This window comes from Streptomyces sp. NBC_01481, from assembly GCF_026339995.1.
Classification (GTDB): Bacteria; Actinomycetota; Actinomycetes; order Streptomycetales; family Streptomycetaceae; genus Streptomyces.
Genome location: NZ_JAPEPT010000003.1, coordinates 384002 through 401191 on the forward strand (window position 1 = coordinate 384002; position 17190 = coordinate 401191).

13 protein-coding genes and 1 pseudogene are annotated in these 17190 nt (G+C 70.0%); 4 read left to right on the forward strand and 10 right to left on the reverse strand.

The window, feature by feature from the left end; translation table 11 throughout:
- Window positions 1-89: 89 nt before the first annotated feature.
- The 3 genes and pseudogenes from OOK40_RS18230 to OOK40_RS18240 form a co-directional block, all read right to left on the reverse strand.
- Window positions 90-737, reverse strand: coding sequence for an ABC transporter permease (locus OOK40_RS18230; RefSeq protein WP_266482623.1), 648 nt, complete (start codon window positions 735-737; stop codon window positions 90-92).
- Window positions 738-798: 61 nt separating this feature from the next.
- Window positions 799-959 (reverse strand): annotated as a pseudogene (locus OOK40_RS18235) (Lrp/AsnC family transcriptional regulator); the annotation flags it as partial.
- A 573-nt stretch (window positions 960-1532) separates the two neighbouring features.
- Window positions 1533-2672: a magnesium and cobalt transport protein CorA gene (locus OOK40_RS18240; protein ID WP_266482625.1), complete on the reverse strand. Its 1140-nt coding sequence runs from the start codon at window positions 2670-2672 to the stop codon at window positions 1533-1535.
- Between the two features lie 183 nt (window positions 2673-2855).
- Here OOK40_RS18240 and OOK40_RS18245 point away from each other — a divergent pair, with 183 nt between their 5' ends.
- Complete coding sequence (locus OOK40_RS18245) at window positions 2856-3977, forward strand: winged helix DNA-binding domain-containing protein (protein WP_266482627.1); 1122 nt, start codon at window positions 2856-2858, stop codon at window positions 3975-3977.
- A gap of 24 nt (window positions 3978-4001) precedes the next feature.
- On the opposite strand, the gene OOK40_RS18250 is transcribed toward OOK40_RS18245, so the two are convergent.
- Entirely contained in the window at window positions 4002-4646 is a 645-nt protein-coding gene (locus tag OOK40_RS18250; RefSeq protein ID WP_266482630.1) for a LysE family translocator, read from the reverse strand.
- A 341-nt stretch (window positions 4647-4987) separates the two neighbouring features.
- The gene (locus OOK40_RS18255; protein ID WP_266482633.1) at window positions 4988-5815 is read right to left on the reverse strand and encodes a helix-turn-helix transcriptional regulator; all 828 of its coding nucleotides are present in this window, start codon (window positions 5813-5815) and stop codon (window positions 4988-4990) included.
- 124 nt (window positions 5816-5939) lie between these two features.
- On the opposite strand from OOK40_RS18255, the gene OOK40_RS18260 reads away from it, so the two are divergent.
- Both OOK40_RS18260 and OOK40_RS18265 read left to right on the forward strand, forming a co-directional pair.
- Window positions 5940-7628 (forward strand): AMP-binding protein, encoded by a 1689-nt coding sequence (locus tag OOK40_RS18260; protein ID WP_266482637.1) that lies wholly within the window; start codon window positions 5940-5942, stop codon window positions 7626-7628.
- Entirely contained in the window at window positions 7625-9241 is a 1617-nt protein-coding gene (locus OOK40_RS18265) for an AMP-binding protein (protein WP_266482644.1), read from the forward strand. The genes OOK40_RS18260 and OOK40_RS18265 overlap by 4 nt, the downstream gene beginning before the upstream one ends.
- Window positions 9242-9501: 260 nt before the next feature.
- Here OOK40_RS18265 and OOK40_RS18270 read toward each other — a convergent pair whose 3' ends face one another.
- Window positions 9502-10227, reverse strand: a complete 726-nt coding sequence (locus tag OOK40_RS18270; protein ID WP_266482647.1) for a hypothetical protein — start codon at window positions 10225-10227, stop codon at window positions 9502-9504.
- Between the two features lie 204 nt (window positions 10228-10431).
- Here OOK40_RS18270 and gcl point away from each other — a divergent pair, with 204 nt between their 5' ends.
- The gene (gene gcl, locus OOK40_RS18275; RefSeq protein ID WP_266482655.1) at window positions 10432-12219 is read left to right on the forward strand and encodes a glyoxylate carboligase; all 1788 of its coding nucleotides are present in this window, start codon (window positions 10432-10434) and stop codon (window positions 12217-12219) included.
- 517 nt (window positions 12220-12736) lie between these two features.
- Here gcl and OOK40_RS18280 read toward each other — a convergent pair.
- From OOK40_RS18280 to OOK40_RS18295, 4 genes are all read right to left on the reverse strand, one after another.
- Entirely contained in the window at window positions 12737-14203 is a 1467-nt protein-coding gene (locus OOK40_RS18280) for a catalase (RefSeq protein ID WP_266482657.1), read from the reverse strand.
- 191 nt (window positions 14204-14394) lie between these two features.
- Window positions 14395-15282: a 2-hydroxy-3-oxopropionate reductase gene (locus OOK40_RS18285; RefSeq protein ID WP_266482660.1), complete on the reverse strand. Its 888-nt coding sequence runs from the start codon at window positions 15280-15282 to the stop codon at window positions 14395-14397.
- Between the two features lie 38 nt (window positions 15283-15320).
- Entirely contained in the window at window positions 15321-16160 is an 840-nt protein-coding gene (locus OOK40_RS18290) for a TIM barrel protein (RefSeq protein ID WP_266482663.1), read from the reverse strand.
- Window positions 16161-16348: 188 nt separating this feature from the next.
- Window positions 16349-17128 (reverse strand): hypothetical protein, encoded by a 780-nt coding sequence (locus OOK40_RS18295; protein ID WP_266484403.1) that lies wholly within the window; start codon window positions 17126-17128, stop codon window positions 16349-16351.
- Window positions 17129-17190: the final 62 nt, after the last annotated feature.

The following is a 17190-nucleotide window of genomic DNA, read 5'->3' on the forward strand; positions in this document are numbered from 1 at the left end:
CCGGCCGGTCGGGCCCGGCGGATCGGGCGGATCCGCCGGGGCCTGCGGCGCCGGACGTCGGGGAGGTCGGTTCGACGATTTCGGCAGAGTCAGCCACGGATCCCCCGTGAGATGGTGAGCCGTCCGATCAGCACGTACCCGGCGTCGAACAGCAGGGCCAGGACGACGATTCCGAGCGTCCCCGACAGTACTTCGTTGAGCGCGTTCGCACTGCCCAGGCTGGAGATCCCGCGGAAGATCTGGTTGCCGAGCCCGGGCCCCGAGGCGAAGGCCGCGATCGCCGCGATACCCATCAGCATCTGGGTCGACACCCGGACACCGGTGAGGATCGGCGGCCAGGCGAGGGGCAGTTCGACCCTGAGCAGCTGGGCGAACCGTGACATCCCCATGCCCTTGGCGACCTCGACGAGGGCCGGGTCGACTCCGCGCAACCCGACGACCGCGTTACGGACCACGGGCAGCAGTCCGTACAGCGTCAGCGCGATGACGGTCGGCGCGACGCCGAGGCCGACGACCGGGACGAGCAGGCCGAGGAGAGCCAGGGAGGGGACGGTGAGGATGCTTGCGGTCGTGGTGATCGCGAGGTTTCCCGCCCACTCGGTGCGGTAGGTGAGGACGCCGATCAAGACCCCGAGCAACGTGGCGACGACCATGCACTGGAAGACGGCGCTGGCGTGCTGACAGGCGTCTACGAGCAGCTGCTGGTAGCGGGTGCCCAGGTACTCCCAGAAGCTCACTTCTCGGTCCCTCCCCCAAGGCCGGTCCTCCAGCGGTCAGCGGTCCATACGGCGCCTGCCGCGACGCCTGGCGCACCAGTGGAGTGATCCGGAGCGGCACCGGATTCACCATCATGATCGCCGTCGAGGCCCGTACGATGCTCCATCGAATCCCACCATCCGGTCGATCACGCGCTGCAAGTCGGCATTCGAGCGTGCCACCAAACGGCACAGCATGTCACCACCCCGCCGGCGGCGAGGAGTACTTGGGCCGCGCCCGGCGGGCGATGTCGAAGGCCAGGACGGCCTGTTGCCGTGCCGCCCGGGTGACCGCCCGCCCGTTCGGGGGTGCCCGACACCGTCCGCCCGAGTCAGGGTCGGGGGCTGCGTGATGGCTGACGCCGCACCCTGGCCTCCCGGCCCTTGTGAGGGCACATGCGTACGTGGTCTTCCCGGCCCCACCCGGGAAGGGCGCATGGCATGCGCACGTACGGGAACCCTCCGTACGCGCCGGGCACCGGGATGCGGCTCCGACGTCTCACGGGCAGTACAGCGGACCGGTCACGGCAATAGCCGGAAGGGGCTGAGCTGAAGGCGGCGGTGATGTGGAGGTTGACTACTACCGAGAGTGACTAGGCCCTCGGCGAGCCGCAAGGGCTCCGGGGGTTGTACTTGAGGGTCCAGCCGTTGCCATCGGAAGATAGAAGAGATCACGAGCGCTGAGTCTCCCCAGATTCTCCCCAGGGTTGCAGAGTGCCGTGGTCGCGTGTGCGCGATCGCAAATCCAGCTCCGCTGAGGAGGGTTGCGGTGATGGACTACAGCCAGTCCCGGCGCTTGAAGATGAAGTACAGGCTTACGCACACCACCGCCATGAGCAGGATCGCGAACGGATACCCCGCTGCCCACTTGAGCTCCGGCATCGACTCGAAGTTCATGCCGTAGATCGTTCCCACGAGCGTGGGAGCAAAGAGGATGGCGGCCCACGAGGAGATCTTCTTGATCTCTTCGTTCTGCTCGATGCCCGCCTCCGCCATCGCCCGCATCTCCTCGTTCTGCTGCTGCGTCACCAGCGTCGCGTTCACGGTGAGGATGTCCGCCAGCGCCTGGCGGAAGCCGTCCACGCGCTCGCTCGTGTGGGTCACGTGGTCGGCGACGTCGCGGAGATAGCGCTGGAGCTCCTCGTCCGTGCCGTATTTCGCGAAGCCCGCCATCAGCGCGTGCAGCATGCCGACGAGGGGGCGGGTGGCGCGCTGGAACTCGACCATTTCGCGGGAGAGTTCGTAGATGCGCCGCGACACCGCCGGGTCGCCGCCGAAGACCTCGGTCTCGATCTCGTCGATGTCGTTCTGCACGCCCGCCACGACCGGGGCGTAGCCGTCGACCACCGCGTCCAGGATCGCGTACAGCACCGCCTCCGGGCCAAGCGCCAGCAGTTCCGGGGTCTTCTCCATGCGGTGGCGGACCGCGGACAGGTCGGGGGCCGCGCCGTGGCGGACCGTGATCAGGAAGTCCCTGCCGACGAAGACATGCAGCTCGCCGAACTCGACCTCTTCCTGGGCGTCGAGATAGCGGGCAGCGCGCAGCACCACGAAGAGGGTCTCGCCGTACCGTTCGAGCTTCGGGCGCTGGTGAGCCTCCAGCGCGTCCTCCACGGCCAGTTCATGAAGGTCGAACTCCTCGGCGAGCGAGAGGACTTCGGCCTCGGTGGGGCGGTGCAGCCCGATCCACGCCATGCCGTCGGGGTACTCGCGCAGCTGGCGGAAGGTCTGGGCGAGGGAGTCGGGCGTCGCGACGCGGCGGCCGTCGCGGTAGAGCGCGGCCTGGACGACGCTGCCCTGATCCTTCTGTACGGGGGCGGGAGCGACCGGCTCCGCGGGCAGGGGATTGGCGGGCGGCGGGCTCGCGGGGAGGAGCGACCGGCGGCGCCATTGGTGCCTCTTCGGGGACAGCGGCATCGTGTCTCTCACCTCCCACCTCGGAAACTGCGCGGGTGTCGTCCGCGCCCGTACGGCCACGGAGCAGGATATCCGGGTCGAATTGCCCCGGCATGACGGGGGCGACCAGCGGGATTCCCTCGGGATCCCTTCGGGGTTCCTTGAGGACAGAAGGTGTCCGCAAGCCTGAGTAGCGTGGGGCGCATGGCTTCGAAGACGACCTACCCCGTGCTCGGCAACCGCGCCCTCAACCGCGCCACACTGGAGCGCCAGCTCCTGCTGCGCCGTGCTCCCCGGTCCGCGATGTCCGTCAAGGGCGCCGTCGGGCATCTCGTAGGCCTCCAGGCGCAGAACGTGAAGCCTCCGTACTACGCGCTCGCCGCACGACTGGAGGGCTTCGACCCCCAGGAGCTCTCCGGGCTGATGGCTTCTCGCGAGGTCGCGCGCCTGGTCACGATGCGTTCCACCATCCATACGCACACCGGCGGGGACTGCCTCACCCTGCGGCCGCTGGTCCAGGCGGCCCGCGACCGGGAGCTCAAGCAGTTCCGTGCGGGCCTGGCCGGGGTCGATCTGGTCCGGCTCGGAGCCATCAGCCGGGAGCTGGTCGAGGAGCAGCCCCGGACCATGAAGGAGCTGCGCGAGGCGTTGCTGACGCACTGGCCGGACGCCGATCCGTTTGCCCTCTCCGTCGCCGCGCGCTGTGTGCTGCCGCTGGTGCAGGTCACCCCGCGCGGCCTGTGGGGCAGGAGCGGCCAGGTCGCGCTCACGACCGCCGAGCACTGGTTCGGGCGGACGTCGGAGCCCGCGCCCGCGCCCGACGCCACAGTCCTGCGCTACCTGGCGGCCTTCGGGCCCGCATCGGTCAGGGACATGCAGACCTGGTCCGGACTGACCCGGCTGCGTGAGGCCTTCGAGCGGCTGCGGCCGCAGCTGGCCGTCTTCCAGGACGAGAACGGCGTCGAGCTCTTCGACCTCCCGGACGCACCCCGGCCGGACGCCGACACCCCCGCGCCGCCCCGGCTGCTGCCGGAGTTCGACAATCTGCTGCTCTCGCACGCCGACCGCACCCGGGTCGTGCCCGAGGCGTACCGGCAGCGGACCTGGAAGGGCAACCAGGCCCACTGCACCTTCCTCGTCGACGGCTACCTCGCCGGGATCTGGCGGCTGACCGATACCAAGGACAGCGCGCATGTGATCGTGCAGGCCTTCGGCAAGCTGACCCGCGGGCAGCGCGAGGCGGTGGCCGAGGAGGCGGAGCGGATGCTCACGACCCTGTCACCGGCCACCGCGCACGACATCGAGTTCGGGGTTTTCAGCGAGTGAGCGAGTAGCGGCCGTCCGTACGCCTCAGTCCGCGCGGCCCGTCGCCGCCACCGTCACGCCCAGGCCGATCATCGCGAACCCGCCCGCGCCGCCCACCATCGACAGGCGGCGCTCCGAGCGGGCGAACCAACTGCGCGCCGCCGCCGCGCCCAGACCCCACAGGGTGTCCGTGACCAGGCCGATCGAGATCGGGACCAGGCCGAGTAGCAGCATCTGCGCGGGCAGGTTTCCCGCCGTGTGGTCCACGAACTGCGGAAGGACGGCGGCGAAGAAGACGATGCCCTTGGGGTTGGTGACGCCCACCAGGATGCCGTCCACGACCGTACGGAGATCGCCGCGCGCCGGTCCGGACGGGGCCTGCATGTCCGAGACCTTCATGTCCTTGCGGTGCCGGAACGCCTGCACCCCGAGGAAGACCAGATAGGCGGCGCCCGCCAGCTTCACCGCCATGAGCACCGCCGCGGAGCGCTCCACGAGCGCGCCGATGCCCAGCGCGACGGCCACCACCAGGACGTACGAGCCGAAGACATTGCCCAGCGCCGTGGCCACCGCCGTGCGGCGGCCGTGGGCCAGAGCCCGGCCGATCACGAAGAGCACGCTCGGCCCCGGGATCACGATCACCAGCAGCGACATCGCGGCGAATGCGAGGAAGCGGTCTGTGGACACCATTTGCACATTCAACCTCAGTGCCGGGCGGCGCTGCCAGTGGCTGTGGAGACCGGGCTTCGCCCCGGACCCCGTATGCGAGCTTCGGCCGCATGTCCTCAATCGCCGGACGGGCTGGATTTCCGCGGGTGGCCTGAAGGGCGTGGGGTGAGGCCCGCCGCCGGCGCCTAGGCCGTGTCTGACAAATAGCGCCGTCCGCCCGCAGGGCGGGGTGCGCGGCGTCCGGTGCGTGCAATCGCAAGGCGGAGGATCATCCTCGTACTGGACGTACTTGGATGACTCCGACAACGCAGCGAGTGTGCGTGCCGGGCGTCGCGCGCCAGGCGAGATTTGTCAGACACGGCCTAGGGCAGCAGGCCCGCCCGCCGCGCCGCCACCACCGCCTCCAGCCTCGTGTGCGCCCCCAGCTTCCGCATCGCCGCCCGCAGATACCCCTTCACCGTCTCCGGCTTCAGCCCCAGCCGCTCGCCCGCCGCCGCGTTCGTGGAGCCCGCGGCCACGCAGGCCAGCACGTCCAGCTCCCGCGGCGCCAGCCCGACCATGTGCGGCCGCGGCGGGCCGCCCGACGCGGTGGCCAGACGGCCGCAGACCGCCAGCAGCTCCCGCCGCAGCCCCTCGTCGACGATCCGCGGTGCCAGCGCGCGCAGCTCGCCGTGCACCTCGCGCACCTCCTCCCACGCCCCGGGCCCCGCCACCGGCTCCCGCGCCGCGACCAGCAGCCGCTGCACCTCGTCCCGTACGACCAGCGCCTGCTCCACATCGCGCGCCGCGGCCACCGCCGCGTCGAAGGTCCGCTCGCCGAGCGTCCTCGGTTCCCGCAGCGCCCCGTACAGCACGCCGCGCACCTTGCGCCGTACGACGACGGGCACCGCGAGCACCGAACGCAGCCCCTCCGCCGCGACCGCCGCGTCGTACTCGTGGCTGATGTGCCGCGCCGAGGGATAGTCCGTCACCGCGCACGGCCGCGAGAGTGCGATCGACTTGCCGCCGAGGCCGTTGCCCGCGCTGATCGCGAGACCGCGCAGCGCGCCGGTCGCCGTGCCGCTCAGCTCGGCGATCCGCAGCTGCCGTGCGTCGTGCAGCAGCCCGCCGAAGGCGACCGGCAGCCCGGTCGCGCGGCGCAGCCGCGCCAGCGCCGCTCGCATCTCCACCGCATCGGCCGGCTCGGACACTTGCTCTCCTCCTGGGTGCCGGGTCACCCCCGTAGGGGGGCTGTGTCACCCCCGTTCGGGGGTAGTGAGACCTGGGTCACTGATTACACGATGTCAGTGGCCGGTCCCGCAATGAGGAGGACGAATGACGTCAGGCAGCGCGACGGAGAGTTTCAGGGCGGCCCGGGACTTCCTGCTGCGGCACAGAGACGACTACGCGGCTGCGTACGAGGGTTTCTCCTGGCCCCGGCCCGAGCGCTTCAACTGGGCACTGGACTGGTTCGACGAGATCGCCGACGGCAACGCCAGGACCGCGCTGCACATCGTCGAGGAGGACGGCCGCGAGATCACCGTCTCGTTCGGCGAGATGTCCGTGCGCTCGGACCAGGTCGCCAACTGGCTGCGGGACCGCGGCGTGCGGGCCGGGGACCGGATCCTCGTCATGCTCGGCAACCAGCAGGAACTGTGGATGATCGCCCTCGCCGCAATGAAGTTGCGGGCGGTCGTCATCCCCGCGACACCGCTGCTCGGCCCGGTGGACCTGCGGGACCGGGTCGACAGGGGACGCGTCCGGCATGTCATCGCGCGCGTGGCGGACACCGCCAAGTTCGCGGAGGTGCCGGGGGAGTACACCCGGATCGCGGTGGCGGACCGGGGTGCGGCCGATGTGCCGGGCTGGCTCGATTTCGAGGAGGCGTTCTCCGCGCCGGGCCACTTCGAGCCGGACGGCGTGACGCGGGCGGACGACCCGCTGATGCTCTACTTCACCTCCGGCACGACCGCCCGCCCCAAACTGGTGGAGCACACTCATGTGTCGTACCCGGTGGGCCACTTGGCGACGATGTACTGGATCGGGCTGAAGCCGGGTGACGTGCATCTGAACATCTCCTCGCCCGGCTGGGCCAAGCACGCCTGGTCCAATCTCTTCGCGCCCTGGAACGCCGAGGCGACCGTCTTCATCCACAACTACACACGCTTCGACGCGGCCCGCCTGATGGCGGAGATGGACCGCGCGGGCGTCACCAGCTTCTGCGCCCCGCCGACCGTATGGCGGATGCTGATCCAGGAGGATCTCGGCCTGTTGCGTACGCCGCCGCGCGAGGTCGTCGCCGCCGGGGAGCCGCTGAACCCCGAAGTCATTGAGACCGTGCGCCGCGAATGGGGCGTGACCATCCGGGACGGCTTCGGGCAGACGGAGACAGCCGTGCAGGTCGCCAACAGCCCCGGCCAGCTGCTCAAGGCCGGGTCGATGGGCCGCCCGAGCCCCGGCTACCAGGTGGTCCTGCTGGACCCCGTCACGGGCGAGCCGGGCGCGGCGGAGGGCGAGATCTCGCTGGATCTGTCCGGTGATCCGGTCGGCCTGATGAGCGGCTATCACGGGGACCCGGAGCGTACGGCCGAGGCGATGGCAGGCGGGTTCTATCGCACGGGCGACATCGGCGCGCGCGACGCCGACGGCTACATCACCTACATCGGCCGCTCCGACGACGTCTTCAAGGCGTCCGACTACAAGATCTCGCCGTTCGAGCTGGAGAGCGCGCTCCTGGAGCACGAGGCGGTGGCCGAAGCGGCGGTCGTGCCCGCGCCCGACCCCGTACGGCTCGCTGTGCCGAAGGCGTACATCGTGCTGGCGGAGGGCTGGGAGCCGGGACCGGACACGGCGAAGCTGCTGTTCGAGCACTCGCGCGCGGTTCTCGCGCCGTACAAGCGCATCCGGCGGCTGGAGTTCGGCGTGCTGCCCAAGACCGTCTCGGGCAAGATCCGCCGGATCGAGCTGCGCGAACGCACGGCCGAGGGCTCGACCGCCGAGTACGTCGAGGGAGATCTGCGATGAGCCTGTCCTACGCGCACGGCACCGGCACGACCGCGCTGCTCGGCGACACGATCGGCCGCAATCTCGACCGGTCGATCGCGGCGTGGCCGGACCGCGAGGCGCTGGTCGATCTCGGTATGGACGCTCGCTGGACGTATGCCGAATTCGGCGCCGCGGTGGACCAGTTGGCGCGAGGCTTCCTCGGGATCGGCGTCGCCAAGGGGGACCGGGTCGGGATCTGGGCGGTCAACTGCGCGGAGTGGGTGCTCGTGCAGTACGCGACCGCCCGGATCGGCGCGATCATGGTCAACATCAACCCGGCGTACCGGGCGCACGAACTCGAGTACGTGCTGAAACAGGCCGGGATCTCCGTGCTGTGCGCCTCGCAGCGGCACAAGACCAGCGACTACCGGGCGCTGGTGGACCAAGTGCGGGCCAACTGTCCCGACCTGCGGTCCGTCCACTACATCGAGCACGGCTCCTGGGACGTACTCCTGGACGCGGCGCCTGCCGTCACGGACGAGCAACTGGCCGCCCGCGAGGGGGAGTTGTCCTGCGACGACCCGGTCAACATCCAGTACACCTCCGGTACCACCGGCTTCCCCAAGGGTGCGACGCTCTCGCACCACAACATCCTCAACAACGGCTATTTCGTGGGCGAGATGATCGCCTACACCGAGCAGGACCGCATCTGCATCCCCGTGCCCTTCTACCACTGCTTCGGCATGGTGATGGGCAACCTCGCGGCGACCTCGCACGGCGCCTGCATGGTCATCCCGGCCCCGTCCTTCGACGCGGCGGCCACCCTGCGCGCGGTCGCCGAGGAAGGCTGCACCTCGCTGTACGGCGTACCGACGATGTTCATCGCCGAGCTCAACCTCGCCGACTTCGCCTCGTACGACCTGTCCACGCTGCGCACCGGCATCATGGCGGGCTCGCCCTGCCCGGTGGAGGTCATGAAGCGAGTCGTCTCCGAGATGAACATGGCCGAGGTCTCGATCTGCTACGGAATGACGGAGACCTCGCCGGTCTCCACCCAGACCCGCCGGGACGACGACCTGGAACGCCGCACCGGCACGGTCGGCAGGGTCCTGCCGCACGTCGAGGTCAAGGTCGTCGACCCCGTCGGCGGGGTGACACTGCCGCGCGGCGAAGCGGGCGAGCTGTGCACCCGCGGCTACAGCGTGATGCTCGGCTACTGGGACGAGCCGGAGAAGACCGCCGAGGCGATCGACGCGGGCCGGTGGATGCACACGGGCGATCTGGCGGTGATGCGCGAGGACGGGTACGTCCAGATCGTCGGCCGGATCAAGGACATGATCATCCGCGGCGGTGAGAACGTCTATCCGCGCGAGATCGAGGAGTTCCTCTACGCCCACCCCAAGATCGCGGACGTCCAGGTGGTCGGGGTCCCCGACGAGCGCTACGGGGAGGAGATCCTGGCCTGCGTGATTCCGCGGGATGCGGGGGATCCGCCGACGCTGGAGGACATCGCGGCGTACTGCAGCGAGCAGTTGGCGCACTACAAGATTCCGCGGCGGCTGGAGATCTTGGGCGAGTTCCCGATGACGGTGAGCGGGAAGGTGCGGAAGGTGGAGCTGAGGCGGCGGTTCGGGGCGGCGGGGGAGGAGTAGGCGGGGCGGGGCGTGGGTGCGGGTGCGGTGCCGCCTGCGGCGGGCCTGTCCCCACCCCGCCCCTTCCCGAACTGGGGCAAGCCCCAGACCCCATACGCCCTTCGGGCGTGTCCTCAATCGCCGGACGGGCTGAAATGTGCGGCCGAGCCGCACATTTCAGCCCCGCCGGCGATTGAGGCGCGGGGGTCCGGGGGCAGCGCCCCCGGTTACGGGAAGGGGCGGGGTGGGGTGAAAGCCCGCCGCAGGCGCCCCCGTACCGCTCACGCCCCCGTCGAGATCAGCTCGTCCGCCGCCGCGTTCACCGGCTGCGGGCTCCCCGTCAGGTCCATGACGAACAGCGGGACGCCGAGGTCGTCCGCGCGTGACCTCGCGTCGTCCGCGTAGCCCGCCAGAGAGAAGAAGACGCCGGCCGCGGAGACGCTCAGCCCGTTCAGCCACAGGCACTCGACGTCGCGCAGGGTGGCCGGGCGGGTGGAGGGGTCGACCTGGGCGACCAGGCCGGGGCCGCGCAGGTCGATTCCGGACAAGGGGCGTACCTCCGGCTGGACGACGTCCTGGAACCCGAGCCACTTCAGATAGAGCGCCGCCGCGGTCACCGCGTCCCGCGCGGTACGGATCGTGACCGGCCGGAACGAGGGGCGCGGCACGGTCGCCGTGCGCGGCAGCGGGATGTGCCATGGGCGCGCGGCGAAGGGCATCGTGTCCGGCGCGCCGGGGCCGGGGGTGCTCACCGGGCGGACCGGGATGCGCAGCACCGTGCCGCAGGGGCAGCCGAGCTCGGGCTGCGGCCAGTGGTCCTGGCGGCCGCAGGCGAGGCAGCGCACGGTGACCCAGTCGTCCGTCCAGGTGCGGTGCGTGATCCGTTCCGGCGGGGCGTGCAGCAGCGGCGGCGCGAGCGGGGCGCCGCAGGCGCAGGGGTAGACCGGCGACGCGAACACGTGGTCGCGGCGGCAGGACGGACAGCGGACCGGCACCGTATCGGCCATCGCGCTCCCCCCTTCCCTTCGTACTGCCGTCCATCGTCCACCAAGCGGGATGCCTTCGGGCGGGACTTCTGTCATCCCTTGACGCCGTTCTGCAAGCGCCATACATTGCTTCCGTATAGCAGAACTACACTTCCGCATTACGGAATAGCGGCTCTGGAGTGACGCGAAAGAGCCCGAGTCCGACCGGCCGAAGCAGGAGCACCCATGCCTCGTATGACCGCTGCCCGAGCGGCAGTTGAGATCCTCAAGCGCGAAGGCGTCACGCACGCGTTCGGTGTGCCGGGCGCGGCGATCAACCCCTTCTACAAGGCCCTCCAGACCGGCGGCGGCATCGACCACACGCTCGCCCGCCACGTCGAAGGCGCCTCCCACATGGCGGAGGGCTACACCCGCGCCAACCCCGGCAACATCGGGGTCTGCATCGGCACGTCGGGCCCCGCGGGCACCGACATGATCACCGGCCTGTACTCGGCCATCGGCGACTCCATCCCGATCCTGTGCATCACCGGCCAGGCGCCGACCTCCGTGATCCACAAAGAGGACTTCCAGGCCGTCGACATCGCCTCGATCGCCAAGCCGGTCACCAAGGCCGCGACGACCGTCCTGGAGGCCGCGCAGGTCCCCGGCGTCTTCCAGCAGGCCTTTCACCTGATGCGCTCGGGCCGCCCGGGCCCGGTCCTCATCGACCTGCCCATCGACGTCCAGCTCACCGAGATCGAGTTCGACCCCGAGACGTACGAGCCGCTGCAGGTCTACAAGCCCGCAGCGACCCGAGCCCAGGCCGAGAAGGCGATCGAGCTCCTGCTGGAGTCCGAGCGCCCACTGATCGTCGCCGGCGGCGGCATCATCAACGCCGACGCCTCCGATCTGCTGGTGGAGTTCGCCGAGCTCACCGGTACGCCGGTCATCCCGACCCTGATGGGCTGGGGCACCATCCCCGACGACCACGAGCTGAACGCGGGCATGGTCGGTCTGCAGACCTCGCACCGCTACGGCAACGCGACCTTCCTGGAGTCCGACTTCGTCCTGGGCATCGGCAACCGCTGGGCCAACCGCCACACCGGCTACAAGCTCGACGTCTATACCAAGGGCCGGAAGTTCGTCCACGTCGACATCGAGCCCACCCAGATCGGCAAGATCTTCGCCCCCGACTACGGCATCGCATCCGACGCCAGGGCCGCGCTGCAGCTCTTCGTCGAGGTGGCCAAGGAGCTCAAGGCAGCCGGCAAGCTGCCCGACCGCTCCGACTGGGTCGCCTCCACCCAGGAGCGCAAGGCGACACTGCTGCGCCGCACGCACTTCGACAACGTGCCGATGAAGCCGCAGCGCGTGTACGAGGAGATGAACAAGGCTTTTGGCCCGGAGACGCGTTACGTCACCACCATCGGCCTGTCCCAGATCGCCGGCGCGCAGATGCTGCACGTCTACAAGCCGCGCCACTGGATCAACTGTGGCCAGGCGGGCCCGCTCGGCTGGACCATCCCGGCCGCGCTCGGTGTCGCCACCGCGGACCCGGAGTCTCCGGTCGTCGCGCTGTCCGGCGACTACGACTTCCAGTTCATGATCGAGGAGCTGGCGGTCGGCGCGCAGCACAGGATCCCGTACGTCCATGTCCTGGTGAACAACGCCTACCTGGGCCTGATCCGGCAGGCGCAGATCGGCCTGGACATCAACTTCCAGGTCAACCTGGAGTTCGAGAACATCAACGCCCCCGAGCTGGGTGTCTACGGCGTCGACCACGTCAAGGTCGTCGAGGGCCTGGGCTGCAAGGCCATCCGGGTCACCGAGCCGGACCAGCTGCTGCCCGCGTTCGAGGAGGCCAAGAAGCTGGCCGCCGAGTTCCGGGTGCCGGTCGTCGTCGAGGCGATCCTGGAGCGCGTCACCAACATCTCGATGAGCAAGACGGCCGACATCAGCGATGTCACCGAGTTCGAGGAGCTGGCGACGGAGCCGGGCCACGCGCCCACGTCCATCAAGACGCTCAAGGTCTGAGCGCCCGCGCGAGCCACGAACGGCCCCCGGCCCCGGAATCACTCCGGGGCCGGGGGCCGCTTTGTGTTCTCAGCGCAGGGTGCGGGCGCCGTCGGTGGCCCGCCCTGCGAGTGCCCCTGTCGAGCCACCTGAGCGACCTTTACGGGGCCTCATGGAACAGCCGCACACAGGAGAGCGCCGAGCTGCGGGACCGTCCGCAACTCGGCGCTCTGGCTGTGCAGTTGTTACCGCCCGAGGACGCGAGGCTGGCGCGACAGGACATTCGTGCCGCCGGGCGGAGACTGTGTGGCCGACTCCCTCAGGGAGAGGCCCGCGGCGGCGGCGATTGGGACCGAGGGTTCGCTTCCTTCAGGTCAAGAAGCGGACTCCGGTGCCTTGACCACCGCACTGGCATCGCACTACCGCCGCGGTCCTCGGCCTGCCCGCACCGCATGACCACCCCTCATCCGGGTCTCCGCGGCACAGGCGGCGCCCGGTCCTGACCTCCCGTCAGGGGCCGGGCGCAGCTTGTTCGTTCCTAGTCCTCGCGCAGGGCGCGGACGGCCTCCTCGACGCGCTTGCCGTAGTCGGCGTCCGCGGCGTGGAAGTGGGCGAGGTTCTTCTCTATGACGTCGTCACGGGTGACCTGCGAGAGGCCGCCCGCGATGTTGGCCACCAGACGGGACTTCTCCTCCTCGGACATCAGGCGGTACAGCTCGCCCGCCTGGAAGAAGTCGTCGTCCTTGTTGTGCAGCGCCGCTGCATGCGTGCCCGTCCAGCCGTGGACGGCCAGCGGGGCCGACAGCGCGGAGTCCGTCTGCGCGGGACCGGCGTACGAGTTGGGCTCGTAGTTCTTGTCGTGGCGCGAGCCGTGGCGCGTGGCCATGAAGCCGTCGCGGCCGTAGTTGTCGGCAGACCCCCCAGGAACAGCCTTCGGCGTGTTCACCGGCAGCTGGGTGTGGTTGACGCCCAGGCGGTAGCGGTGCGCGTCCGCGTAGGCGAACAGTCGGCCCTGGAGCATCTTGTCCGGCGAAGGACCGATGCCCGGCACGAAGTTGTTCGGCGAGAACGCGGCCTGCTCGACCTCGGCGAAGACGTTGTCGGGGTTGCGGTCGAGGACCAGTCGGCCCACCCGCTGCAGCGGGTAGTCGCTGTGCGGCCACACCTTGGTGAGGTCGAAGGGGTTGAAGCGGTAGTCCGCCGCCTCGGCCGCCGGCATGACCTGGACGTAGAGGGTCCACGAGGGGTTCACGCCGCGCTCGATGGCCTGGAGCAGGTCCGTCTGGTGGCTGTTGGCGTCCTTGCCTGCCTGCTCGGCCCCCTGCTCCGAGGAGAGGCAGCGGATGCCCTGGTTGGTCTTGAAGTGGTACTTCACGAAGAAGGCCTCGCCGGCCTCGTTCGTCCACTGGTAGGTGTGCGAGCCGTAGCCGTTCATGTGGCGGTACGAGGCGGGGATGCCGCGGTCGCCCATCAGCCAGGTCACCTGGTGCGTCGCCTCGGGGGCGTGCGCCCAGAAGTCCCAGACGTTGTCCGGCTCCTGCTTGCCCGTGAAGGGGTCGCGCTTCTGCGAGTGGATGAAGTCCGGGAACTTGATGGGGTCCTTGATGAAGAACACCGGGGTGTTGTTGCCGACGAGGTCGTAATTGCCCTCTTCGGTGTAGAACTTCAGCGCGAAGCCGCGCGGGTCGCGGACCGCGTCCGCGCCACCCAGCGAGTCGGCGACCGTCGAGAAGCGGATGAAGGTCTCGGTGCGCCTGCCGACCTGGGAGAGAAAGTCCGCCTTGGTGAAGCCGGTGACGTCGTCGGTCACCTCGAAGTAGCCGTACGCGCCGCTGCCGCGGGCGTGCACCACGCGCTCCGGTATGCGCTCGCGGTTGAAGCGGGCGAGCTTCTCGAGCAGGTGCTGGTCCTGCAGGAGGATGGGGCCACCGACGCCTGCGGTGGCGGAGTTCTGGTTGTCGGCGACCGGGGCGCCTGACTCGGTCGTAAGCACACGCTGCGTCATGGTGGCGGGATTGACCTTCCGTGCTGGAGCTGCTGGCGGTGCGAGGAGCGTAGATTCGCCTCGAACGTCACGTCAACAGTTTGTTGAAAGCGAAATGAGGTGTTCCGGACGGCGTCGGCGCCTGGGCGCGACAGGACAGGTGTCAGCGCCGACGCCGCCCGGAAATCAAGGGGCCCGGTGCGGGCCCGGACTCAGACCTGCTGCCCGGAGAGGCGCTCGACGGCGCGCAGCAGGGCGGAGTGGTCGAGGCCGCCGTCGCCCTGCGCACGCAGGGAGGCGACGAGCTGGGCGACGACCGAACCGACGGGCAGCGCGGCGCCGACGTTGCGCGCGGCGTCGGTGACGATGCCCATGTCCTTGTGGTGCAGGTCGATCCGGAAGCCGGGCTTGAAGTCCCGGTTCAGGAAGTTGCCCTTCTTGCGGGTCAGGACCGTGGAGCCGGCCAGACCGCCGTTCAGGACGTCCAGGGCGGCCTGGAGGTTCACGCCGGACTTCTCGAGGAAGACGACGGCCTCGGCGCAGGCCTGGATGTTGACCGCGACGATCAGCTGGTTGGCGGCCTTCACCGTCTGGCCGGAGCCGTGCGGGCCGCACAGGACGATGGTCTTGCCCAGCGCCTGAAGGATCGGCAGTGCGCTGTCGAAGTCGTCCTGCTCGCCGCCGACCATGATCGAGAGTACGGCCTCGATCGCGCCCGCCTCGCCGCCGGAGACCGGGGCGTCCAGTACGCGGATGCCCTTCTCGGCCGCGGCCTTGGCGAGGTCCACCGAGGTCTGGGGGGTGATGGAGGACATGTCGATCAGGAGGGCGCCCTGCCTGGCGTTCTCCAGGATGCCGTTCTCGCCGTACGAGATGGCCTCGACCTGCGGGGAGGCGGGCACCATCGTGATGATGACGTCGGCGTCCTTGACGGCCTCGGCAATCGAGGACGCGGCGGTGCCGCCGGCGGCGGTGAGGCGGTCCAGCTTGTCCTGCTCCAGGGTGAAGCCGGTGACCTGGTAACCCGCCTTCAGCAGGTTCTCGGACATGGGGGAGCCCATGATGCCGAGGCCGATCCATGCAATCTTGGGGGTGCTCATGAGGGTGCCTTCCTAAAAACCTTGGTACGTCGGGGAGTTCAGCGGGCCGCGCGAGCCTCTGCCGGGAGCCAGCCGAAGGACTCGGCGCTCGGGCGGTCGCCGGCCTTGTACTCCAGCCCGACCCAGCCGTCGTAACCGGCCTTCGTCAGCTCGTCGAGAAGCTGCTCCAGCGGCAGCGAGCCGGTGCCCGGCGCGCCTCGGCCCGGGTTGTCCGCGATCTGGACGTGGCCGGTCTTGCCGGCATAGGCCGCGATGACCTGGCTGACGTCCTCGCCGTTCATCGACAGGTGGTAGATGTCGAGCAGGAACCTGGCATTGCCGAGTCCCGTCGCCGCGTTCACCTTGTCGACGACCTCGATCGCGGCCGGGGCGCTCACCAGCGGGTAGCGCGGGGACTCCGGCTTGTTGAGGGTTTCGACCAGCAGGATCGCACCGATCCGGTCGGCCGCGCGGGCTGCAAGTACCAGGTTCTCCAGGGCGAGTTCGTCCTGGACGGCCGGGTCGACGCCCTCGACGCGGTTGCCGTACAGCGCGTTGAGCGCCTTGCAGCCCACCGAGGCGGCGAAGTCCGCGGCCACGTCGATGTTGGCGCGGAAGCGGCCGGACTCCTCACCGGGCACGGAGAGCGCGCCGCGGTCGGGGCCCGGCAGCTGCCCGGCGTAGAAGTTCAGGCCCACCAGCTGGGTGCCCGCGTCGTCGAGCGCCTTCTTGAGGGCGTCGAGGTCGGCCTGGGGCGGGGTGGGGGTCTCGATCCAGGGCCACCACAGCTCGACCGCCGTGAAGCCCGCCGCGGCTGCTGCCGCGGGGCGCTCCAGGAGCGGGAGTTCCGTGAAGAGGATCGAGAGGTTCACATCGAAGCGCTGGTTCGTGTTTCCCATGAGGGGTGCTGCGCTCCTTCCGTATTGCGGAAGTCAGTTTCTGCTTAACGGAAGATTGCCTGTGATGGGGGAGGGCTGTCAAGAGCGGGCAACCAAAAAAGCGCCCCCGAGCCAGGGGACAGAGGGCCTGTTCAGGCTCCTGTCCCCGGCTCGGAAGGCGCTCGGCGGCTTTCCGCGGGCGAAAGGGGCTAGAGCGCGTCCACCGCACTCACCTTCCAGCCCGCGGACGTACGGGTCAGAGTCATCCGCACCCGATTCAGGTCGACGCGCGGCCCCGTCACCTGCGTGCTCGTGGTCACCTGGTTGACGAAGAGCAGCACGACGGCCCTGTCCGGCGAGGCCGACACCACCGAGGCGGCCGGTGCGCCGCCGCCCGGCGGCTTCACCACCGTCGCCCGGACCACCCCGTGGTACTTCGCCGCGGTCGGCGCCACCACCCTTGCCGTCGTCCTGCCGTACTCGTCACGGAACGAACCGGTGAGATGGCCGCGCGCCGCGGCGAAGTCCTTGTCGAGCCGCCGGTAGTCGTACGACAGCACCGCGGGCGCCGCTTGCCGCGCCGCGGCGAGTGCCTGCGCCCGCGCCCCCTCGGTCCGCCGGCCGTCCCCGTACTCCCAGCCGAGCACGGCGACCGCGGCCAGCAGCGCCGCCACGAGCACGGCCAGCACGGCGCAGAACCTGCCTCGCCGCCGGCCGCGTGCGGCAGCGGCCACCGGTTCGTCGGCGACCAGGACGGGCCCGGCCTGCTGTTCGACCGCCTTCCGTCCCTGGCTCGCGTCGTCCGGTGCCTCCAGAGGCAGGTCATCCGGTGCCTGCGCAGGCGCATCCTCCCCGGCCTGCGGACACGTCTCCTCGGGACTGCGGGTCGCGACCCGTTCCGTACGCCGGGCCGCCGCGCGGGCGGCAGCGGCCATCGAGCGACGGCCGGGGGATGCGGCGCCGGGGCCTCGGCCGCTCGGGTTCGCCACGGTGTTGCTCCTCACTGCCTTGCTCCTCACTGCAGGTGGTACGGGTGTGTGCCCGGGCACGG

What these genes read in the sequence shown, in the direction of transcription:
- OOK40_RS18240 (WP_266482625.1), bottom strand. Translation starts at nt 2,672, where the DNA reads ATGCCGCTGTCCCCGAAGAGGCACCAATGGCGCCGCCGGTCGCTCCTC.
- OOK40_RS18245 (WP_266482627.1), top strand. Translation starts at nt 2,856, where the DNA reads ATGGCTTCGAAGACGACCTACCCCGTGCTCGGCAACCGCGCCCTCAAC.
- OOK40_RS18250 (WP_266482630.1), bottom strand. Translation starts at nt 4,646, where the DNA reads ATGGTGTCCACAGACCGCTTCCTCGCATTCGCCGCGATGTCGCTGCTG.
- OOK40_RS18260 (WP_266482637.1), top strand. Translation starts at nt 5,940, where the DNA reads ATGACGTCAGGCAGCGCGACGGAGAGTTTCAGGGCGGCCCGGGACTTC.
- OOK40_RS18265 (WP_266482644.1), top strand. Translation starts at nt 7,625, where the DNA reads ATGAGCCTGTCCTACGCGCACGGCACCGGCACGACCGCGCTGCTCGGC.
- OOK40_RS18270 (WP_266482647.1), bottom strand. Translation starts at nt 10,227, where the DNA reads ATGGCCGATACGGTGCCGGTCCGCTGTCCGTCCTGCCGCCGCGACCAC.
- gcl (WP_266482655.1), top strand. Translation starts at nt 10,432, where the DNA reads ATGCCTCGTATGACCGCTGCCCGAGCGGCAGTTGAGATCCTCAAGCGC.
- OOK40_RS18280 (WP_266482657.1), bottom strand. Translation starts at nt 14,203, where the DNA reads ATGACGCAGCGTGTGCTTACGACCGAGTCAGGCGCCCCGGTCGCCGAC.
- OOK40_RS18285 (WP_266482660.1), bottom strand. Translation starts at nt 15,282, where the DNA reads ATGAGCACCCCCAAGATTGCATGGATCGGCCTCGGCATCATGGGCTCC.
- OOK40_RS18290 (WP_266482663.1), bottom strand. Translation starts at nt 16,160, where the DNA reads ATGGGAAACACGAACCAGCGCTTCGATGTGAACCTCTCGATCCTCTTC.